This is a genomic window from Kitasatospora dryopteridis, assembly GCF_050749075.1.
Taxonomy (GTDB): domain Bacteria; phylum Actinomycetota; class Actinomycetes; order Streptomycetales; family Streptomycetaceae; genus Kitasatospora.
In genome coordinates this window covers 3,666,402-3,684,851 of sequence record NZ_CP192749.1, presented here as the reverse complement: position 1 = coordinate 3,684,851, position 18,450 = coordinate 3,666,402, and the positions used below count along the sequence as shown (strand labels likewise).

General features: G+C 71.8%; 13 protein-coding genes and 1 tRNA gene. 4 read left to right on the top strand and 10 right to left on the bottom strand.

What is annotated here, in order from left to right; all coding sequences use genetic code 11:
* Positions 1-163: 163 nt before the first annotated feature.
* The 3 genes from ACQ614_RS16765 (at position 164) to ACQ614_RS16755 (ending at position 2,712) form a co-directional block, all read left to right on the top strand.
* The gene (locus ACQ614_RS16765; protein WP_431679371.1) at positions 164-1,756 is read left to right on the top strand and encodes an alpha/beta hydrolase; all 1,593 of its coding nucleotides are present in this window, start codon (positions 164-166) and stop codon (positions 1,754-1,756) included.
* Between the two features lie 108 nt (positions 1,757-1,864).
* A complete protein-coding gene (gene leuE, locus ACQ614_RS16760; RefSeq protein ID WP_431679370.1) occupies positions 1,865-2,521 on the top strand; it encodes a leucine efflux protein LeuE in 657 nt (218 codons plus the stop codon).
* Positions 2,522-2,638: 117 nt separating this feature from the next.
* A tRNA-Thr gene (locus tag ACQ614_RS16755) sits at positions 2,639-2,712 on the top strand.
* Positions 2,713-2,766: 54 nt separating this feature from the next.
* Here the strand turns inward: ACQ614_RS16755 and ACQ614_RS16750 are convergent.
* Entirely contained in the window at positions 2,767-3,282 is a 516-nt protein-coding gene (locus ACQ614_RS16750; RefSeq protein WP_431679369.1) for a hypothetical protein, read from the bottom strand.
* 227 nt (positions 3,283-3,509) lie between these two features.
* Here ACQ614_RS16750 and ACQ614_RS16745 point away from each other — a divergent pair, with 227 nt between their 5' ends.
* Positions 3,510-5,429, top strand: coding sequence for an OmpL47-type beta-barrel domain-containing protein (locus ACQ614_RS16745; RefSeq protein WP_431679368.1), 1,920 nt, complete (start codon positions 3,510-3,512; stop codon positions 5,427-5,429).
* A 314-nt stretch (positions 5,430-5,743) separates the two neighbouring features.
* Here ACQ614_RS16745 and ACQ614_RS16740 read toward each other — a convergent pair whose 3' ends face one another.
* From ACQ614_RS16740 to ACQ614_RS16700, 9 genes are all read right to left on the bottom strand, one after another.
* Positions 5,744-8,473 carry a cation-translocating P-type ATPase gene (locus ACQ614_RS16740; protein WP_431679367.1) on the bottom strand — a complete coding sequence of 910 codons (2,730 nt, stop codon included), beginning with the start codon at positions 8,471-8,473 and terminating at the stop codon, positions 5,744-5,746.
* A complete protein-coding gene (locus tag ACQ614_RS16735) occupies positions 8,470-9,447 on the bottom strand; it encodes a polyphosphate kinase 2 family protein (RefSeq protein ID WP_431679366.1) in 978 nt (325 codons plus the stop codon). Before ACQ614_RS16735 ends, ACQ614_RS16740 begins: the two co-directional genes overlap by 4 nt.
* 140 nt (positions 9,448-9,587) lie before the next feature.
* Positions 9,588-11,069 (bottom strand): MFS transporter, encoded by a 1,482-nt coding sequence (locus ACQ614_RS16730; protein WP_431679365.1) that lies wholly within the window; start codon positions 11,067-11,069, stop codon positions 9,588-9,590.
* On the bottom strand, positions 11,066-12,853 hold the full coding sequence (locus ACQ614_RS16725) for an IucA/IucC family protein (protein ID WP_431679364.1): 1,788 nt from the start codon (positions 12,851-12,853) through the stop codon (positions 11,066-11,068). The genes ACQ614_RS16730 and ACQ614_RS16725 overlap by 4 nt, the downstream gene beginning before the upstream one ends.
* Positions 12,850-13,416 carry a GNAT family N-acetyltransferase gene (locus tag ACQ614_RS16720; protein WP_431679363.1) on the bottom strand — a complete coding sequence of 189 codons (567 nt, stop codon included), beginning with the start codon at positions 13,414-13,416 and terminating at the stop codon, positions 12,850-12,852. Before ACQ614_RS16720 ends, ACQ614_RS16725 begins: the two co-directional genes overlap by 4 nt.
* Positions 13,413-14,705 carry a lysine N(6)-hydroxylase/L-ornithine N(5)-oxygenase family protein gene (locus tag ACQ614_RS16715; protein WP_431679362.1) on the bottom strand — a complete coding sequence of 431 codons (1,293 nt, stop codon included), beginning with the start codon at positions 14,703-14,705 and terminating at the stop codon, positions 13,413-13,415. The genes ACQ614_RS16720 and ACQ614_RS16715 overlap by 4 nt, the downstream gene beginning before the upstream one ends.
* A 32-nt stretch (positions 14,706-14,737) precedes the next feature.
* Complete coding sequence (locus ACQ614_RS16710; protein ID WP_431679361.1) at positions 14,738-16,297, bottom strand: pyridoxal phosphate-dependent decarboxylase family protein; 1,560 nt, start codon at positions 16,295-16,297, stop codon at positions 14,738-14,740.
* A gap of 153 nt (positions 16,298-16,450) precedes the next feature.
* Complete coding sequence (locus tag ACQ614_RS16705) at positions 16,451-17,317, bottom strand: siderophore-interacting protein (protein ID WP_431679360.1); 867 nt, start codon at positions 17,315-17,317, stop codon at positions 16,451-16,453.
* Between the two features lie 7 nt (positions 17,318-17,324).
* Complete coding sequence (locus tag ACQ614_RS16700; RefSeq protein WP_431679359.1) at positions 17,325-18,374, bottom strand: ABC transporter substrate-binding protein; 1,050 nt, start codon at positions 18,372-18,374, stop codon at positions 17,325-17,327.
* Between the last annotated feature and the right edge of the window lie 76 nt (positions 18,375-18,450).

Sequence of the window (18,450 nt, the reverse complement as noted above, 5' to 3'; positions counted from 1 at the left end):
GACGGGCCGTGCGGCACCGCAGGACGCCCGGGGTGTCGGCGCAGCGGCGGCCGGGGAGCCGACCGATACCCTGGGGGCGGTCCGGCGATCACCCGCCGAGCCCGGGACCGGCCCGCGCACTGCCCCGCCGTTCCGCGCCGTGCCCGCCCGAGGGAGACCCACCATGCGAGCCATCCGGCGGACCGGACCCGCGACCGCCCTGCTCGCCGCCGCGGCCGCCTCGGCCCTGCTGCTGGCCGGCTGCACCTCCGCCGGCTCCCCGGCCCCCGGGACGGGCCCCACCGGCGCCCCCGCGAGCGGCTCCAAGGCGGCCTCAGGTGCCGCCCCGCTGCAGCCGCTGCCCGAGCAGACGCCCGCCGCCCTCGCCCCGTACTACGCGCAGAAGCTCGTGTGGAAGTCCTGCGACGGCGAGTTCGAGTGCACCCAGTTCAAGGTCCCGCTCGACTACGCCAACCCCGGCGGCGGCGACATCACCCTGGCCGCGGTACGCAAGCCCGCCTCCGGCGGGGCCCAGCGGATCGGCTCCCTGCTGCTCAACCCCGGCGGTCCCGGCGGCTCGGCCGTCGAGTACCTGGAGGGCGTCTCCCGCGGCTACGACCCGCAGGTGCGCGCCGCCTACGACCTGGTCGGCCTCGACCCGCGCGGGGTCGGCCGCTCCACCCCGGTGACCTGCCTGTCCGGGGACCGGATGGACGCCTACACCACCGCCGACATCACCCCCGACGACCAGGCCGAGACGGACGCGCTGATCGCCGCCGACAAGGAGTTCGCGGCGGCCTGCAAGGCGAAGTCCGGGGCCGTCCTCGGCCACGTCTCCACCGTCGAGGCCGCCCGCGACATGGACGTCCTGCGGGCCCTGGTCGGCGACGACAAGCTGCACTACCTGGGCAAGTCGTACGGCACCTTCCTCGGCGCCACCTACGCGGGACTCTTCCCGGGCCGGGTCGGCCGGATGGTCCTCGACGGCGCCATGGACCCGTCCCTCGACTCCCGGGCCGGCAACCGCACCCAGGCCGGCGGCTTCGAGACCGCCTGGGCCGCCTTCGCCAAGGACTGCGCCGCCCGCGAGGACTGCCCGCTCGGCCGCAGCGAGAAGGAGGTCGGCGAGCGGCTCACCGCCCTGTTCCGGCAGATCGACGCCAAGCCGCTGCCCACCGGCTCGAACCGGCCGCTGACGGAGTCCCAGGCCACCACCGGCGTCATCCAGGCCATGTACGCCGAGTTCCTCTGGCCGCAGCTGCGCACCGCCCTGACGGACGCGGTGGCCGGTGACGGCACCGCGCTGCTCGCCCTCTCCGACGACTACTACGAGCGCGCCGAGGACGGCAGCTACCCCAACCTGATGGCCGCCAACATGGCGGTGAACTGCCTCGACCTGCCGGCGCCGTTCAACGGGCCCGCGGAGGCGAAGGCCGCGGAGGAGGACTTCGCCGCGGCCTCCCCGCACTTCGGCCGGGACATGGCGTGGATGGCGCTCTCCTGCACCTACTGGCCGGACCGCCCGACCGGGCAGCCGCACACCGTCCGGGCCGCCGGCGCCGCCCCGATCGTCGTCGTCGGCACCACCCGGGACCCGGCCACCCCGTACGCCTGGGCGCAGTCCCTCGCCGACCAGCTGGAGTCCGGACGGCTGCTCACCTACGACGGGGACGGCCACACCGCGTACGGGCGGCGCAACACCTGCGTGGACGGCGCGGTCAACCGCTACCTGCTGCAGGGCGAGGCCCCGGCCGACGGGACGCGCTGCGCCAAGTAGCGCCCCGGGGCGTACGCCTGTCCACCAGGTAAGACCCGTACCTGGCCGACGGTGCTGGCGGATAGCATGAAGCGCCCCCGTGTCCCTCGTCCCGACAGGAGCGCCCCCGTGCTCGGAGTCAACGACCTGGCGACGTACGTGCTCGGCGCCCTGGTCATCGTCCTGCTGCCCGGCCCGAACTCGCTGTACGTCCTGTCCGTCGCCGCCCGCAAGGGCGTCCGCACCGGCTACCGGGCCGCCGCGGGCGTCTTCGTCGGCGACTTCACGCTGATCAGCCTGACCGCCCTCGGCGCCTCCTCGCTGCTGGAGGCCAACCCGGCGGTCTTCGCGGTGGTGAAGTTCGGCGGCGCCGCCTACCTGCTGTGGATCGGGATCGGGATGATCCGCGCCGCCCGGCAGCTCTGGCGGGAGCGGCGTGCCGAGGCCGCCGGGCCGGAGACGGTCGAGGCGCTCCCGGAGAGCACCGAGAACCCGTTCCGCCGGGCGCTGGTGATCAGCCTGCTCAACCCGAAGGCCATCCTCTTCCTGCTGTCCTTCTTCACCCAGTTCGTCGACCCGTCCTACGGACAGCCGGTGCTCTCCTTCGGGCTCCTCGGCGGCGTCCTGCAGACCTTCAGCGTCCTCTACCTCTCCCTGCTGATCTTCGCCGGCACCACGCTCGCCACCGCCTTCCGCCGCCGCAAGCGCCTCTCCGCAGGCCTCACCAGCGGCGTCGCCCTCCTCTTCGCCGGCTTCGCCGCCAAGCTCGCCGTCTCCTCCGCCTGACCGGGGCCCGCGCCCCGCACCCGGGCGCGGTACGGATCACCCCGGGAAACTGTGTAGACTGGCCCGCGTTGCCGATGCGATCCTCGACCCCACGGTCGGGCTCCACCCGGCAACGGTGCCGCCTTAGCTCAGTTGGCCAGAGCAACGCACTCGTAATGCGTAGGTCGCGGGTTCGAATCCCGCAGGCGGCTCAGGACGAACCCCGGATCAGACCTGATCCGGGGTTCTTTCGTTCCCCGGTAGGGTCAGCCGAAGTCGCCCCGGAGCCAGGCGCTGAACGGTGTCAGCGTTGCCACGTCCGAGTCGACGGCGTGGAGCGAGGATGCGAAGTCCTGGGCCAGTGCGGTGCACATCGACATGAGGTCGCGGTGGGGGCAGACCTCGGTCGACGGGGACGGGATCCAGGTTGTCCGCGAGGTGCAGTCGACCAGGACCGTGTCGTCCTGGAACCGGAACACGAGTGATCGCTCGACCCCCTGTGGATAGAGGTCGATCTCGAAGGCCGAGCGCTGCTGCACCGCGTGCAGCAGGCCCTGGAGGCTCTCCAGGAACGCCGATGCGTCGTAGGAGACGTCGAAGGCCCAGTCGTCCCTGCCGAAACCGCCGATGCGGAAGGAGGCGTCCGTCTCGGCCAGGTCGGCACAGCCGCGCACGACCAGGTAGGCGTAGTCCTCCACGTCCTCGAGCGGTTCCCGCTCCTCGAGGTGCTCGCCGGGAAGCCGGTCGGCGGTCGGTCGGGTGAGGGAGAAGTGGAATGCCACGGTGTCGCCTTCCTGACGGTGCGGAGCCCTTGCTCGCCGGGCAGCCACCCTGATGAGGTCGGCATGGGTGCCGGCAGTGACGGGACGATCGTCGCCGAGAAGCCGGCGGCTGTGAGGCGCGATCGCCACGTAGGCCGGACGGACCGTCAGGTGCGGGGCGGGCCGTCGGAGTGACAGTGCGACGAGTCGTGACGGGTTGTCGTCATTTCACTCCTTAGCGTAACCGTATGAATGCAGATCGTTCTTTCGGTGCACTCCGGCGGCCGGGCGCGGCCGACCTGTCGCGGCGGAGCGGGTTCGCGGCGGTGTCCGTGCTCGCCCTCGCCCTGCTCACCCTTGTCGCCACCATCACGCCGGCCGCCGCGGCGCGCCGGGTGGGCGGCGTGGTGACGGTGTCCTTCGTGAACAACAGCGACCGCGACCTGATCGGCGTGGGGATGAGGATCGCCCACGGCTGTCTGAGCGCTCCGGCGCCGGGCCGGATCGCCGCGGGTACCACCGGGACCTGGACCTCCACCCCGTGCAACGACCCGGAGGGCACCGAGGGGACGCTCACCTATCAGATCGAGGGCGAGGGCAGCGCCGCCACCGAGGTGGGGTGGAACGTGCCGGTCATCGGCGCGAACACCTACACCGAGAAGGCGCCCAACGGCTATGTGATCAGCCACACCGGCGGCGGGGAGGCGGCCGTCCAGTTCACCTTCGACTGCAACTCCACGACCTGCGACGGCATCCCCGACGACTGGAAGCGGAACGGCGTCACCATCGACGTGGGCGGCGTCAAGAAGTTCATCGACCTGCCCAAGATGGGCGCCGACGTGAACAAGCCGGACATCTTCCTCCAGGTCGACTGGATGGCCGGTACTGCGCACAGCCACGCGCTCGACCCGGCCGCGATCAAGAAGGTGGTCGACGCCTTCGCGAACTCCCCGTACAACCGGCATTCGCCGACCACCGGCATCAACCTGCACATCGATGCCGGGCCCACCAGCATCATGAACTTCGCGACCAACACGACCTGGGGCGACCTCAGCCGGGCCAAGCAGCTGACCGAGACGGCGAACCTCGGGACGGCGGACGCGAACGGCATGTACCAGTGGGACGCCTTCAACAAGCTGAAGACCGCCACCGACGGCTTCGGCAGCACCGGGCGGGCGACGATCTTCCACTACGCGATCTCGGCGCACAACCTGCAGTCGGGTTCCCACTCCAGCGGCATCTCCGCCGGCACCCCGGGCAGTGACCTCATCGTCAGCATGGGCAGCTTCACCAACCAGGTCGGCACGGTCAACGAGCAGGCCGGCACACTGATGCACGAGCTGGGCCACAACCTGGGCCTGCGTCACGGCGGGGCCTTCGACCTGCCCAACCACAAGCCGCAGTACTTCAGCGTGATGAACTACTCGTACCAGATGGGCCTGGCGGCCGGGACCACGACGGGGCTGATCGACTACTCCCGCCAGGGCGGCGACATCGACGAGAACGCCCTGAACGAGCGCGTCTTCCCGAGCAGCAGCCAGAACTACGACGTCAGCCACTACTGCAAGAACCCGACCGGGGGCGGCTCGTTCGTCACCGTTCTGGCGAGCAAGGGCGCGATCGACTGGAACTGCGACGGCACCGTCAACGAGGCGGATGTCGTCTACGACACCAACAACGACATGCAGAACACCACGCTCAGCGGCACCAACGACTGGAGCGCCCTCCAGCTGCGCGGCGGGTCGATCGGCCACCCCGCGAACGCCTCCGGCGTGCACGCCCCCACCGAGGAGAACGAGCTGACGGTGGAGGAGGCTGCGATGGAGCTCCCGCTGGACATGACCCCGCCGGTCACCACGGCGAAGACGATCAACGGTGGCGACGAGCACTGGGGCCACCAGGACGAGAAGAACGGGGCCCACCACGAGCAGGTCCTGGTCAGGCTGCTCGCGACGGACGACCTGTCCGGCGTGGCCAGCACCCAGTACAACCTCGACGGCGAGGGCTGGACGAACTACACCGGCCTGATCAAGATCAGCGGCGAGGGCGAGCACACGCTGCTGTACCGCTCGATGGACCACGCCCAGAACCTGGAGGAGACCAAGTCGCTGACCGTCACGGTCGAGCCCGCCGAGGAGGAGGAGCGCGCGCCGAGCCGGGTCGGCTGATCCGGTGCCGGCCCGCCCCTGAACCGGGCCGGGCGCGTACCGCAGAGTGACGGAAGAACCCCGGGCCGAGCCTCTCGGCCCGGGGTTCCCGCATGTCCGGGCACACCCCGCAGAAGTTCCGGCTGCAGCACGAGCCCCGGACGGCAGCAGCGCCGCTTCCAGCCGGCCGGCGACGGGGGATCGAGGTGCAGGCCCGGGCTTCGCCGATGTGCAGCCGCGGCTCGGGGGCGGACGGCCCGGTAGAGGCGCGGGTCTGCTCGTCAGGCACGGGGCTGGGATGCGTGGGGGGCTTGACCGTGCGCCAGGATCGTCGATCAGGCCGCAGCCCGCGACCCGGCCGCGCCCCGCGTCCGGCGGGCCAGGAACTTGCCCGTCTCCCACAGCAGCAGCAGGGCCAGCGCCGCCAGCAGGGCCCAGCCGAACTGCTGGATGTTGATGCGGGTGGTGCCCAGGATGCGGCGGAAGCCGTCCATCTGCGTGACCATCACGGCGAGGACGAACTCGCCGAGGGCGGCCCAGTTCATCTGCTTGCTGTCGAAGGTCGTGGTGTTGAAGACCGAGGCGGTTTCGGAACGGCACTCGAAGGCCGCCACGATCAGGCAGAGCGCGAAGGCGGTGAAGGCGATGGAGCTGCCGGTCTGCACGTCGCCGTAGTGGTTCTGGCCGAGCTTGATCAGGGAGAGCAGGGCGAGGGTGATGGCCAGCCCGCTGAGCCCGACGGTCACCATCACCGGCCGGGTGAGCACCGTCTCGCCGCGCGGCCGCGGAATCCGCTGCATCAGCCCCGGACTCTCCTGGTCGAAGCCGAGCGCGAAGCCGAACGGGGCGTTGACCACGAAGTGGATCCACAGTACCTGCGGCGGCGGGAAGGGCTCGCCGCTCGCGATGTTGAAGATCGTGGCGCCGAGGAAGGTCAGCACGAAGGTGACCAGGAGCAGCAGCACGAAGCGGATGTATTTGGTGAGGTTGTCGTAGAGCTTCCGGCCCTCCGCCACCGCGTACACGATGGTGGCGAAGTTGTCGTCGGAGAGGATCATGCGGCTGGCGTTCTTCGCCACGTCGGTGCCGCTGCCCATGGCGATGCCGATGTCCGCGGCCTTGATGGCGGGCGCGTCGTTGACGCCGTCGCCGGTCATCGCGACGACGTCGCCCTTCTTCTTCAGGGTGTTGGCGAGCAGCACCTTGTGCTCGGGGGCGACCCGGCCGACCACACCGATGGTGTCGATCCGGTCCAGCTGCTCCTGCTCGGACATGGCGGCGAAGTCGGCGCCGAGGACGGCCTCGCCGTCGATCCCGAGCTGGCGGGCGATGGCCGCGCCGGTGGTGACGTCGTCGCCGGTCACCATGCGGACCCGGATGTGGGCGGCCTGCGCCTCGGCGACCGCCGCCTTCGACTCCTCGCGCGGCGGGTCCACCATGCCGACCAGGCTGGTCATCTGCAGCCCGTCGACCAGGGCCAGCAGGTCGCCGTCGGGGTCGAAGCCGGCCGGGTCGAGGTCCTTGACGGCGGCGGCCATGACCCGGCGCCCCTCGGCACCCATCCGCTCGGTGGCCTCCTGGGCGCGGCGGCCGAGTTCGGCGTCCCAGGGGACGGCGGCACCGGCCGCCAGCGCGGTCGCGGCCCGGTCCATCACCGCGGGCGCCGCGCCCTTGACGAAGCACCGCACCACCGGGCGCCCCGCGGCGTCGACCGCCGAGTTGAAGGTCGCCATCAGTTTGTAGCCGGGGTCGAAGGGCAGGGTGGCGAGCCGCGGGTGGCGCTCCCGGGTGCCCTCGATGTCCAGCCCGGCCTTGTGGCCCAGCACCAGCAGGGCGCCCTCGGTGGGATCGCCCACCACCTTGCCGTCCACCAGCTTGGCGTCGCTCGCCACCACGTAGGGGAGGATCGCGTCCTCGATGCCGGCGGCGGACCCCGCGGCGTGGTGGATCCGGCCCTCCAGGCCGTAGCCGGTGCCGGAGACCGTGTACCGGTCGGTGGGGCTGATCACCTCGACGGCGGTCATCTGGTTCATCGTCAGGGTGCCGGTCTTGTCGGAGTTGATCGCCGAGGTGAAGCCCAGCGTCTCGACCGACGGCAGCTCCTTCACGATCGCGTGCCGCTTCGCCAGGTTGAGGCTGCCGACCGAGAGGATCACCTGGGAGACCGTGGGCAGCGCCTCGGGGATGGCGGCGATGGCCAGCGAGACGGCGCTGACGAACAGCGCGTCCCAGGCGTCCCCGCGGCTGCGCCCGAGCGCGAACATCACGATCATCGTCAGGCCGGCTGCACTCGCGATCCACAGGGTGAGGGTGTCCAGCTCCTTGGTGAGCGGCGACTGCTCCCTCTCCGTCGCGGAGAGCATCCCGGAGATCTTGCCGAGCTCCGTGCCCGAGCCCGTCCCGGTGATGACCAGCAGCCCGCTGCCGTGCGTCACCGGGGTGTTCATGAACGCCATGTTCGACTGCTCGCCGGGCGCGAGGCGCTCGCCGGTCAGGGTGTCCGCGTCCTTCACCGCCGGGACGCTCTCGCCGGTGAGCGCCGACTCGTCGATCTGCAGCGCGTTGGCCTGGACGATCCGCCCGTCCGCGGGCACCTGGTCGCCGGCCGCGATCAGCACCACGTCGCCGACCACCAGCTGCTCGGCCGGGATCTCCGACTCGGTGCCGTCGCGCCGCACCCGCGCGGTGGCCTTCATCATCGACTTCAGCGCGTTCATCGCGCTCTCGGCCTTGCCCTGCTGGCGCAGGCCGACGACGGCGTTCAGCAGCGTGAGCAGGACCAGCAGGATCGCGGTGCTCCACTCCTTGATGACCATCGAGACCACGGCGGCGGCCACCAGGATGATCTGCATGTAGCTGCGGTACTCGTCGAGGAACCGCAGCCAGGTCGGCTTCGGCTTCTCCTCGGGCAGCGCGTTCGGGCCGTTCGCGGCGAGCAGCTCGGCCGCCCGGGCGGCGCTCAGACCGGCGGCCGGGTCGACGCCCAGCGCCGCCGCGACCTCCTCCGGCGGGCGGGTGTACCAGAGGGGGGTGCCCGACTGCTGGGCCGTCGGCTGCTGGGTCATCGGCCCGACCCCTTCCCGCCGCGCTTCCGCTTCTTCCTGCGCTGCTCGGCCTCGAACGGGTCCGCCGGGGCGCCCTTCGGGGCCTCCGCCTCCAGGGCGAGCCTGGTCGCCCGCAGGTCCTTGCGCGCCTGCTCGCCGACCACGGGGTACTGCGGGTCGATCCCGATCAGGGTGTGGGCGAGCACGGCGGCGGCGCAGATCCGGGCGAACCACTTGCGGTCCGCCGGCACCACGTACCAGGGTGCCCACTCGGTGCTGGTCGCGGACAGCATCCTGGAGAACGCCCGCTGGTAGTCGTCCCAGAAGCGGCGCTCGCGGACGTCGGCCGCGGAGAACTTCCAGTTCTTCTCCGGCAGGTCGATCCGCTTCAGGAAGCGGGTCCGCTGCTCCTCCTGGGAGAGGTTCAGGAAGATCTTGACCACCTTGAAGCCGTTGTCGGTCAGGTGGCGCTCCCAGTCGTTGATCGCCCGGTAGCGGCGCTTCCAGATGCCCGGCCCGCGGGCGGACTCGGGCAGGCGCTGGCGGTCCAGGATCTCCGGGTGCACCCGCACCACGAGGACCTCCTCGTAGTGCGAGCGGTTGAAGATGCCGATCTCCCCGCGGGCCGGCAGCCGGCAGTCGTAGCGCCACAGGTAGTCGTGGCCGATCTCCTCGGCGGAGGGCACCTTGAAGCTGCTGACCTTGACGCCCTGCGGGTTGACGCCGCTCATGACGTGCCGGATCGTGCCGTCCTTGCCGCCGGCGTCCAGCGCCTGCAGGCACATCAGCACGCCGTAGGTGTCCTGGGCGGCGAGCCGGGACTGGTACTCGGCGAGCAGCTCCACGCCGGTGCGCAGCAGCTCGACGCCGTCCTTCTTCTTGAGGCCGGCCTTGTAGGAGGGGTCGAAGTCCTCGGCGAGGTCGACCTTCGAGCCCGGCTCGACGCGCAGCGGTTCGATGAACCGCGCGATGGTCTCGGCCCGTTCGTCCGCCATGGCCGCGGCCCCTCTCCGGCAGGTCCCGCCCCCCGGGAAGGCGGGGGTCACCTGCCACGTTCCGCCGGGGCGGCGGGCCGGGCAAACGCTGTACGGCCGTTCGGAGACCGCCCCGCAGAGCGGTCTCCGAACGGGCTCGATCAGCCGGGGTGCCGGGCGGCGCGGCGCAGCAGGAGGGCGGCGAGCAGGCCGCCGGCGAGGACGGCCGCCGCGCCGGCGAGCTGGGCCGTCCGGGACGCGGCGGTGAAGGCGTCGAGGACGGCGGCGCGTTCGGCCTCGGTGCCGGCCGCGGCGAGCGCGGCGGGTACCGAGGCGGTGGCCGGGAGGAGGGCGGTGATGCGGGCGTTCATGACGGCGCCGAGGGCGGCGACGCCGAGGCTCGCGCCGACCTCGGCCATGGCGCCGTCGATGCCTGCGCCGGCGCCCGCCCGCTCCTGAGGGATGGCGCCGACGACCGCCTCGACGATCGCCGGGTTGGCGATCGCACAGCCGGTACCCATGAGCACCAGGCCGGCGAGCAGCGGGCCGTAGCCGTGGGCGGAGAGGGCGGCGGTGCCGAAGCCGGCCGCGAGGACGGCCATGCCGAGGGCGATGGAGCGGGGGTGGCCGAGCCGGACGATCAGCCGGGCGGTCAGGCCGGAGAAGTTGAGCGCGACCACGGTGAGGGCGAACGGCGCCATCCGCAGCCCGGCCTCCAGCGGCGGGTAGCCGCGGACGAACTGCAGCTGCTGGGTGAGCAGGAAGAGCACGCCGGTGCTGCCGAAGGTGATCAGGACGACGCCGGTGACCGCGCCGACGAACCGCCGGTTGCGGAAGAAGGAGAGGTCCAGCATGGGGTGTGCGGTGCGCCGCTCCCACCGTACGAAGGCGGCGAGCAGCAGCAGGCCGGCCGGGGCGGCCAGCAGGACGTGCGCCGTGCCCCAGCCGTGGTCGGGGCCGGAGACGATCGCGTAGACGAGGGCGGTCATGCCGGCCGTGGAGAGCAGTGCACCGACCAGGTCGGGCGGACCGCCGCCGGGGGCCCGGGACTCGGGGACGAGCGCCCGGGCGGCGACCAGGGCGACCAGCACCACCGGCACGTTCACCAGGAAGAGGGCGCCCCAGGCGAAGTGGGCGAGCAGCAGGCCGCCGACCGGCGGGCCCGCCGCGTAGCCGAGGGCGCTGACGGCGCTCCAGGCGGCGATCGCCCGGGTCCGCTCGCCCTCGTCGAAGATCTGCAGGACGACGGCGAGGGTGGTGGTCATCAGCAGGGCGCCGCCGACGCCCATGCCGGCCCGGGCGGCGACCAGCTGCCCGGTGCCGGCGGAGAGCCCGGCGGCCAGCGAGCCGAGGCCGAACAGCACGAGGCCGGCGAGCAGCAGCCGCCGGCGGCCGTACCGGTCGGCGGCGCTGCCCGCGGCGAGCAGCAGCCCGGCCTGGACGAGCGAGTAGGCGTTGACGATCCACTGGATGTCGGCGGTGTCCGCGCCGAGTTCGCGGCCGAGGGTGGGCACGGCCACGTTCAGCACGGTGTTGTCGAGCACCACCACCAGCTGGGCGAGGCAGATCACCGCGAGGACCAGCCACCGGCCGGGCAGCCGGTCCTCGCGGACGGTCTCCGCCTCCGCGGTGGCGGCGGTCACCGGGAGGCGGGGGCGAAGCGGGCGATCGGGTTCGCCAGGGTGCCGACCAGCTGGAGCGCCCCGGACGGATCGGCCAGGTCGACCATCTGCTGGTTGTTGCGCAGCTGCAGGCGGTTGAGGCAGGACAGCGCGAACTCGGGCGCGAACGGGTCGTGCAGCTCGAACCGCTCGGCGAGGTGCGGCACCGAGTCGCGGTAGTCGGCCACGCACTCGGCAACGGTCCGCCAGAAGGCGTCCTCGTCGAGCACACCGTCCTCGGCGAGGATCGCGGCGAGGTAGCGGAAGAAGCAGTCGAAGACGTCGGTGAAGATCGACAGCAGCTTCATGTGGTCCGGCACGGCCGCGCGGACGCGCTGGACGGCGGGCGGCAGCACCGCGTTCTCGTCCATGACGACGATCTCCTCGGCGATGTCCTTGAAGATCGCGCGCCGCACCGCGCCGCCGTCCAGGACGAGGATGGTGTTCTCGCCGTGCGGCATGAACGCCAGGTCGTAGGCGTAGAAGCTGTGCAGCAGCGGGGTGAGGTACGCGTCCAGGTAGCGGCGCAGCCACACCTCGGCGGGCAGGCTGGACTGCGCGATCAGTGCGGCGGCCAGCGAGCGGCCCTCGCGGTCGGTGTGCAGCAGCGCGGCCATGGTCATCGGCCGCTCGCCCGGGGCGAGGGACGGCACGGGGCTCTCCCGCCAGAGCGCGGCGAGCATCTTGCGGTAGGGCGAGTACCGGTCGGTGGCGGTCTCGTACTGGCGGTGCCGGTAGCCGATGGCGGCGTGCTCGCGGATGATCGTCAGGCCGGTGCCGCGCAGCACCTCGTCGTCGGCGATCAGCCTGGCCAGCCAGTCGTTGATGGCCGGGGTGGCCTCCATGTAGGCGGCCGAGAGGCCGCGCATGAAGCCCATGTTGAGCACCGAGATGGCCGTCTTCACGTAGTGCTTCGACGGGTCGCTGGTGTTGAAGAAGGTGCGGATCGACTGCTGGGCGAGGTACTCGTCGTCGCCCTCGCCGAGGCAGACCAGGCGCTGCTGGGCGACCTCGCCGGCGAAGGTCACCGACAGCTTGTTCCACCACTGCCAGGGGTGCGCCGGGAAGAGGTGGTAGTCGGAGAGGGAGAGGCCGCGGGCGGCCATCGCGGCGGCGAACCGGGCCAGGGTGGCCGGGGCGAGCTCCTGGCGGATCAGCGTGTCGTAGTCGATGTCCGCGCAGGAGGTGAAGACCGAGTGGTCGCGGTGCGCGGCCAGCCAGACCAGCCTGACGGGGGCGGCGGCCTCGGGCGCGTACCGGTGGTACTCGTGCACGCCGAAGCCGATCCGGCCGTTGTTGGCGACGAAGCCGGGGTGGCCCTCGGTCATGCCGGTCTCGACGGTCTGGAAGTCGGCCTTGGCGAGCTCGTCGGCGGCGGGTGCGGGCCGGCCGAGCTTGTAGGCGGTGCCGGCCAGGGTGGCGGAGATCTCCTCCAGGTAGACCGGCAGCACCTGGTCGGCCAGGCCGAGCGTCTCCCGCAGTTCGATGCAGAAGTCGACTGCGTCGAGGGGGAGTTCCTCCTCGCCGCGGTGCCGGGTGATCGACCCGGCGGGGATCTGCCAGTGGTCGAGGGCGCGCAGCCGGGCGGTGAAGCGGTACTCCACGGTGCCGTCGTCGCTGCGCACGGCGTACCGGCCGTCGGGCAGCTGCCCGGGGGTGAGCAGCCGCTCGTGGGAGAACTCGGCGAGCGCCTTGCGGACGAGCAGCCGGTTGGCCTGCGCCCAGGCGTCGGGCGTCAGGTGGGCGACGGCTTCGGCGGGCATCATGCGGCGGCTCCTGCGAGGGCGTGCTGGAACTGGGCGCGGGTGCAGACGCTGAGCAGGGCGTCCTTCTCCGGCTTGGCGACGGTGCGGACGACCTCGAAGCCGACCGCCGCGTTCAGGGCGTGGACGGCGGCGTTGCGCACGTCCGGCTCGACGACGACGCGGCGGGTGGCCGGGTCGTCGAAGAGGAAGGCCATCACGGTGGTGATGACGGCCCGGGTGAAGCCGTGCACCGGGGTGTCGGAGGGCCCGCACAGGAAGTGCATGCCGACGTCGCCGGGCTCCGGGTCGTACAGGCCGACGAGTTCGAGCTCCGCCGGGTCGTAGCGCTCGACGAGGAACGCCGGGGCGCCGTCGACCAGGCCGATGTACGCGTCGTGGTGGGGGTGTCCGGTGATCTGCCGGTACTCGGCGCGGACGTCGGCCACGGAGGCGTCCTGCATCATCCAGAACGCGGCCTTGGGGTGGGTGACCCAGGCGTGCAGCAGGGCGGCGTCGGCGTCCGGGTCGAGCGGGCGGATCGAGAGCTCGCCCACGCGGGCGTCGGTGCGGGTGAAGAGCGTCATGCGAGGACGCCCTCCGGCGCGCCGAACTCCTGGAAGGCGATGGCCTTCTCGATCGGGTAGACCTCGCGGCCGGTCAGCTCCCGGACGATCCACGAGTTGCGGTACGGGCCCATGCCCAGGTCGGGCGAGGTGATGCTGTGGGTGTGGGTGCCGCCGTTCTGCAGGAAGATCCCGCGCCCGGTGGTGTCGATGCTGTAGTTGCGGGCGACGTCGAAGCGGCCGCGGCCGTCCCACCGGATGCGGTCGTGCACCGGCTCCAGGAACGCGGGCACGGTGTACTTGTAGCCGGTGGCCAGCACCAGGCCCTCGGTGCTCAGGGTGAAGTCCCGCTGCTGCTCGGCGTGGTGGAGGCCGAGGGTGTAGGTGCCCAGCGTCTCGTCGTACGAGGCGCTGTGCAGCGCGGTGTTGGTGAGCAGCCGGGTCGGCACGGGGCCCTTGACGCTCTTCTGGTACAGCAGGTCGTAGATGCCGTTGATCAGGTCGGCGTCGATGCCCTTGAAGAGGCCCTTCTGCTCGGCCTCCAGCCGGTAGCGGGTCTCCTCCGGGAGGGCGTGGAAGTAGTCCACGTACTCGGGGGAGGTCATCTCCAGGGTGAGCTTGGTGTACTCCAGCGGGAAGAACCGCGGCGAGCGGGTCACCCAGTCGAGCCGGTAGCCGTGCACGTCGGTCTCGGCGAGCAGGTCGTAGTAGATCTCGGCGGCGCTCTGGCCGCTGCCCACGACGGTGATGCTGCGCTTCTTCTGGAGGCTCTGCTTGGCGTCCAGGTAGCCGGAGTTGTGGATCAGGTCGCCGCCGAGCCCCCGGCAGGCCTCCGGGACGTACGGCGGGGTGCCGGTGCCGAGCACCAGGTGCCGGGCGCGGTGCCGGACGGTCTCGCCGCCGGCCTCGGAGACCACCGTGTACAGGCCGTCGGCCTCGTCGTACTCGACCCGGGTGACGGTGTGCCCGAAGCGGACGTTGCGCAGCCTGGCGGCGGCCCAGCGGCAGTACTCGTTGTACTCGCTGCGCACCGGGTAGAACATCTCGCGGATGTAGAACGGGTACAGCCGGCCGGACTCCTTCAGGTAGTTGAGGAAGGAGTAGGGCGAGGTCGGGTCGGCGAGCGTCACCAGGTCGGCCATGAACGGCGTCTGCAGGGTGGCGAAGTCGAGCAGCATCCCGGGGTGCCAGTCGAAGTCCGGCTTGCTCTCCAGGAACAGGCCGTCGAGGCCGTCGATCGGCTCGGTGAGGCAGGCGAGGCCCAGGTTGTAGGGGCCCAGCCCGATCGCGACGAAGTCGTGGGTGGACATGCTTCTCCCGTGGTGCGGAGGGGCGGGCAGGATCAGCCGGCGACGCGGCAGAGTTCGGGGGCGGCCGTCTTGTCGTTGACGTACCGGCCGGCGTGCTCGGCGAGGAGGTCGAGGACGTGCGCGATGTCGTCCAGCGTGGTCTCCGGGTTGAGCAGGGTGAACTTCAGGTAGTGGTGGCCGTCGACCTTGGTGCCGGCGACGACGGCCTCGCCGGAGGCGGCGAGCGCCTCGCGGGCGTACAGGTTGGCGTCGTCGGCGAGTTCGCGGGCCGGGCCGGAGGGCGGCAGCCAGCGGAAGACGACGGTGGACAGCTGCGACTTGGTGACGACCTCGAAGCGCGGGTCCTCGGTGAGCATCGCCCAGGCTGCGGCGGCGCGGTCGACGACCTCGTCGAAGAGCACGCCGACGGCCTCGGCGCCCATGATGCGCAGCGTCAGCCACAGCTTGAGGGCGTCGAAGCGGCGGGTGGTCTGGATGCTCTTGTCGACCTGGTTGGGGATGCGCTGCTCGGCCATCCGGGCCGGGTTCAGGTAGTCCGCGTAGTAGGTGGCGTGCCGCAGCACGGCGCCGTCGCGGACCAGCACGGCGGAGGAACTCACCGGCTGGAAGAAGGACTTGTGGTAGTCGACGGTGACCGAGTCGGCCCGCTCGATGCCGTCCAGCAGGTGGCGGCGGGTGGGGGAGACGAGCAGTCCGCAGCCGTACGCGGCATCGACGTGCATCCAGGTGCCGGAGGCGGCGCAGAGCGCGGCGATCTCCGGGAGCGGGTCGATGGAGCCGAAGTCGGTGGTGCCGGCGGTGGCGACGACGGCCATCGCGGTGAGGCCCTCGGCCTCGCAGCGGGCGAGCTCGCGGGCGAGCGCCTCGGGCTCCATCCGGCGGCCGCGGTCGGTCTCGACGGAGACCACCGCGTCCATGCCGAGGCCGAGCAGTTTGGCGGACTTCTTGACGCTGAAGTGGCTCGCCTCGGAGGCGATGATGCGCAGCTTCGGCAGCAGCTCGTGCTTGGCCGGCGGGGTGTCGGCGGCGGCCGCGAGGGCGGTGCAGGCCTCCTCGCGGGCGAGCAGCAGGGCCTGGAAGTTGGACTGGGTGCCGCCGCTGGTGAAGACGCCGTCGGCGTCCGGGCCGAGGCCGATCCGCTCGGCCGTCCAGTCGATCAGGCGGCGCTCGATCAGGGTGCCGCCGGCGCTCTGGTCCCAGGTGTCCAGCGAGGAGTTGACGGCGGTGAGGACGGCCTCGCCGAGGAGGGCGGGGATGACCACCGGGCAGTTGAGGTGTGCCAGGTAGCGGGGGTGGTGGAAGTAGACGGCGTCGCGGAGGTAGACGTCCTCCAGCTCGGCGAGGGCCTCGGCGGGGTCGCCGAGCGGGCGGTCGAGGTCGATGCCGGATATCTCCGGCGCGAGCCTGTCGGGTGTTGTCCCGGTGAAGGGGCGGCGGGTGCTCGCGATCTTCGCGGCGACGGTGTCGACGCCGGCCGCAAGGGACTGCCGGTAGCCCTCCACCGTGCGGTCGTTGAAGAGGTGCGATCTGGCGCCCTCCAGGGTGGCGGTGCTGTCGGCCGACGGCTCGACGGTGTGGCCCTGGAAACTCATGGTCAGTCCTCAACGGTTCGCGGACGGGGTGGCGAAACTTAGGTTAGCCTACCCTAAGTTGACCCCATGCGCGAAGGCCCGGCCCCCGGTGGGCGGGGAACGGGCCTTCGAGGCTGTTCGGTTGACGATGTGACAGATCGACGGTGCGGCAGATCACTCGGCGTCAGGGTCGCTGCCGGAGGCCGCCTCCAGGCGGAGCTGCTCCTCCGAGGCGCCGCGGCGCCAGTATCCCGAGAAGGTCACCCGGCTGCGGTCCACGCCGCGCTCGCCGACCAGGTGCCGGCGGAGCGCCCGGACACTGCCGGACTCGCCGGCGATCCAGGCGTACGGGGTGCCCTCGGGCAGTTCGGCGGCCCGGACGGCGTCCGCCAGCGGGGCCGCCCCGCTCTCCCGGACCAGCCAGGTGATCTCCACCTCCGGCCCGGCCGCCAGGTCCTGGACGTCCCCGGCGTGCGGCACCTCGATCCACACCCGGGCCCGGGCGCCGGCCGGCAGCCAGTCCAGGATGCCGCCGGCCGCCGGCAGCGCCGTCTCGTCGGCCGCGACCAGCACCCAGTCGGTGCCGGCCGGGGGCCGGAAACAGACACTGCGGTTGTCCTCGACCGCCGGGCCGAGCAGGATCACCCGGTCACCGGGGCCGGCCTTCGCCGCCCAGGACGCGGCCGGCCCGGCCGCACCCGGGGAGTCCACCCCGTGCAGCACGAAGTCGACGTCCACCTCGTCGGGATCGCGGCGCTGCCCGCGGATCGTGTACGAGCGCATCACGGCCCGCACGTCCTCGTCCAGCGCCCGCCACGCGGCGAACCAGCCCTCGCCCTCCTCGACCGGCAGCACCGGGGCCTCCTGCCCCGGGTGGGGCAGGAAGAGCGAGAAGCTCTGGTCACGGCCGCCGGAGGCGAACCCGGTCAGCTGCTCCCCGCCGAAGGTGACCCGCACCAGCGTCGGCCCGAGGCGCTCGGTCCGGACGACCCGCGCCTCGAAGAAGCCGTACTGCGCCGCGATCTCGGAAGCGGTGGCCATCGGTGCGTCAGCTCACCTTCTTGGCGTTGCGGATGGCCTTGGCGAGGTTCTCCAGCAGCGGCGCGGCACCGGCGTACGAGAAGCGCGGCACGGCGTCCCAGCCGACGACCTGGCCGGCCTTGACGGCGGGCAGCTGGCCCCAGGCCGGCTTGGAGGCCAGGTCCTTGGGCTGCAGCGCGGTCGAGCGGTTGTCCAGCAGGAGCAGGTCGGCGGGGAACTTGTCGGCGTTCTCCCAGCTGAGCGCCTCGAAGTAGTCGCCGGCCTCCAGCTTGGTCGGCACCACGATGTCGACGCCGAGCTCGGCGAAGTACATCAGGTCGGTGGAGACCTTCGGGTTGGAGACGTAGAACACGTCGGCGGCGCCGGAGCAGGCCATCACCTTGATGCCGCCGCTGGCCTTGGCGGCCTGGCGCAGCTCCTCGGCGGCCTTCTCGAAGCGGGCCTTGGCGTCGGTGACCTTCTTGGCCTTCAGGTCCGCGCCGAGCGACTCGGCGAGCGCGGCGTAGCGCTCGATCGGCTTGGTCATCGGGACGCGGGCGGTGGTGATCGCGACGCTCGGGGCGAGCTGCAGGATCTTGTCCTTGCTCTCGTCCGGCACGTACCACAGCGCGTCCGGGTCGTACATGTGCGTCACCAGCAGCTCGGGGCGCAGGGCCGCGTACTTCTCGACGCTGAACTCGCCCCAGACGTTGCCGAGGATCTCGACCTTGTCGACCTCCAGGTCGCCGACGGTCGGGTCGGCCTTGCCGTCCGCGGTCTTGGTCTCGCCGAAGACGCCGACGATCTGCTCGTCCAGGCCGAAGTCGACCAGGGCGGCCGCGGTGCCGGTGTACGCCACGACCCGCTTCGGCGCGGCCTTGGCGGTGACCTCCTTCTTGCGGTCGTCGGTGAACGACCACGGGCCCGCGTCGGCGGGCTTCGCCGAGGAGGAGGCACCGTCCGAGCCCGAACCGCCGCTGCTTCCGCAGGCGGCGAGCACGGCTCCGAGGGCGGTGGCGCCACCGGCGGCGAGCAGGCCGCGACGGGAGAGGTGAGCGGCAGTTCTGGAACGCGGCATGACGGTGTCTCTCTCACTGGCGAAAGGGTGCGACTGCGGATCGGAACTGGCAGCAGACCGGCAGCGGGCATTAGGT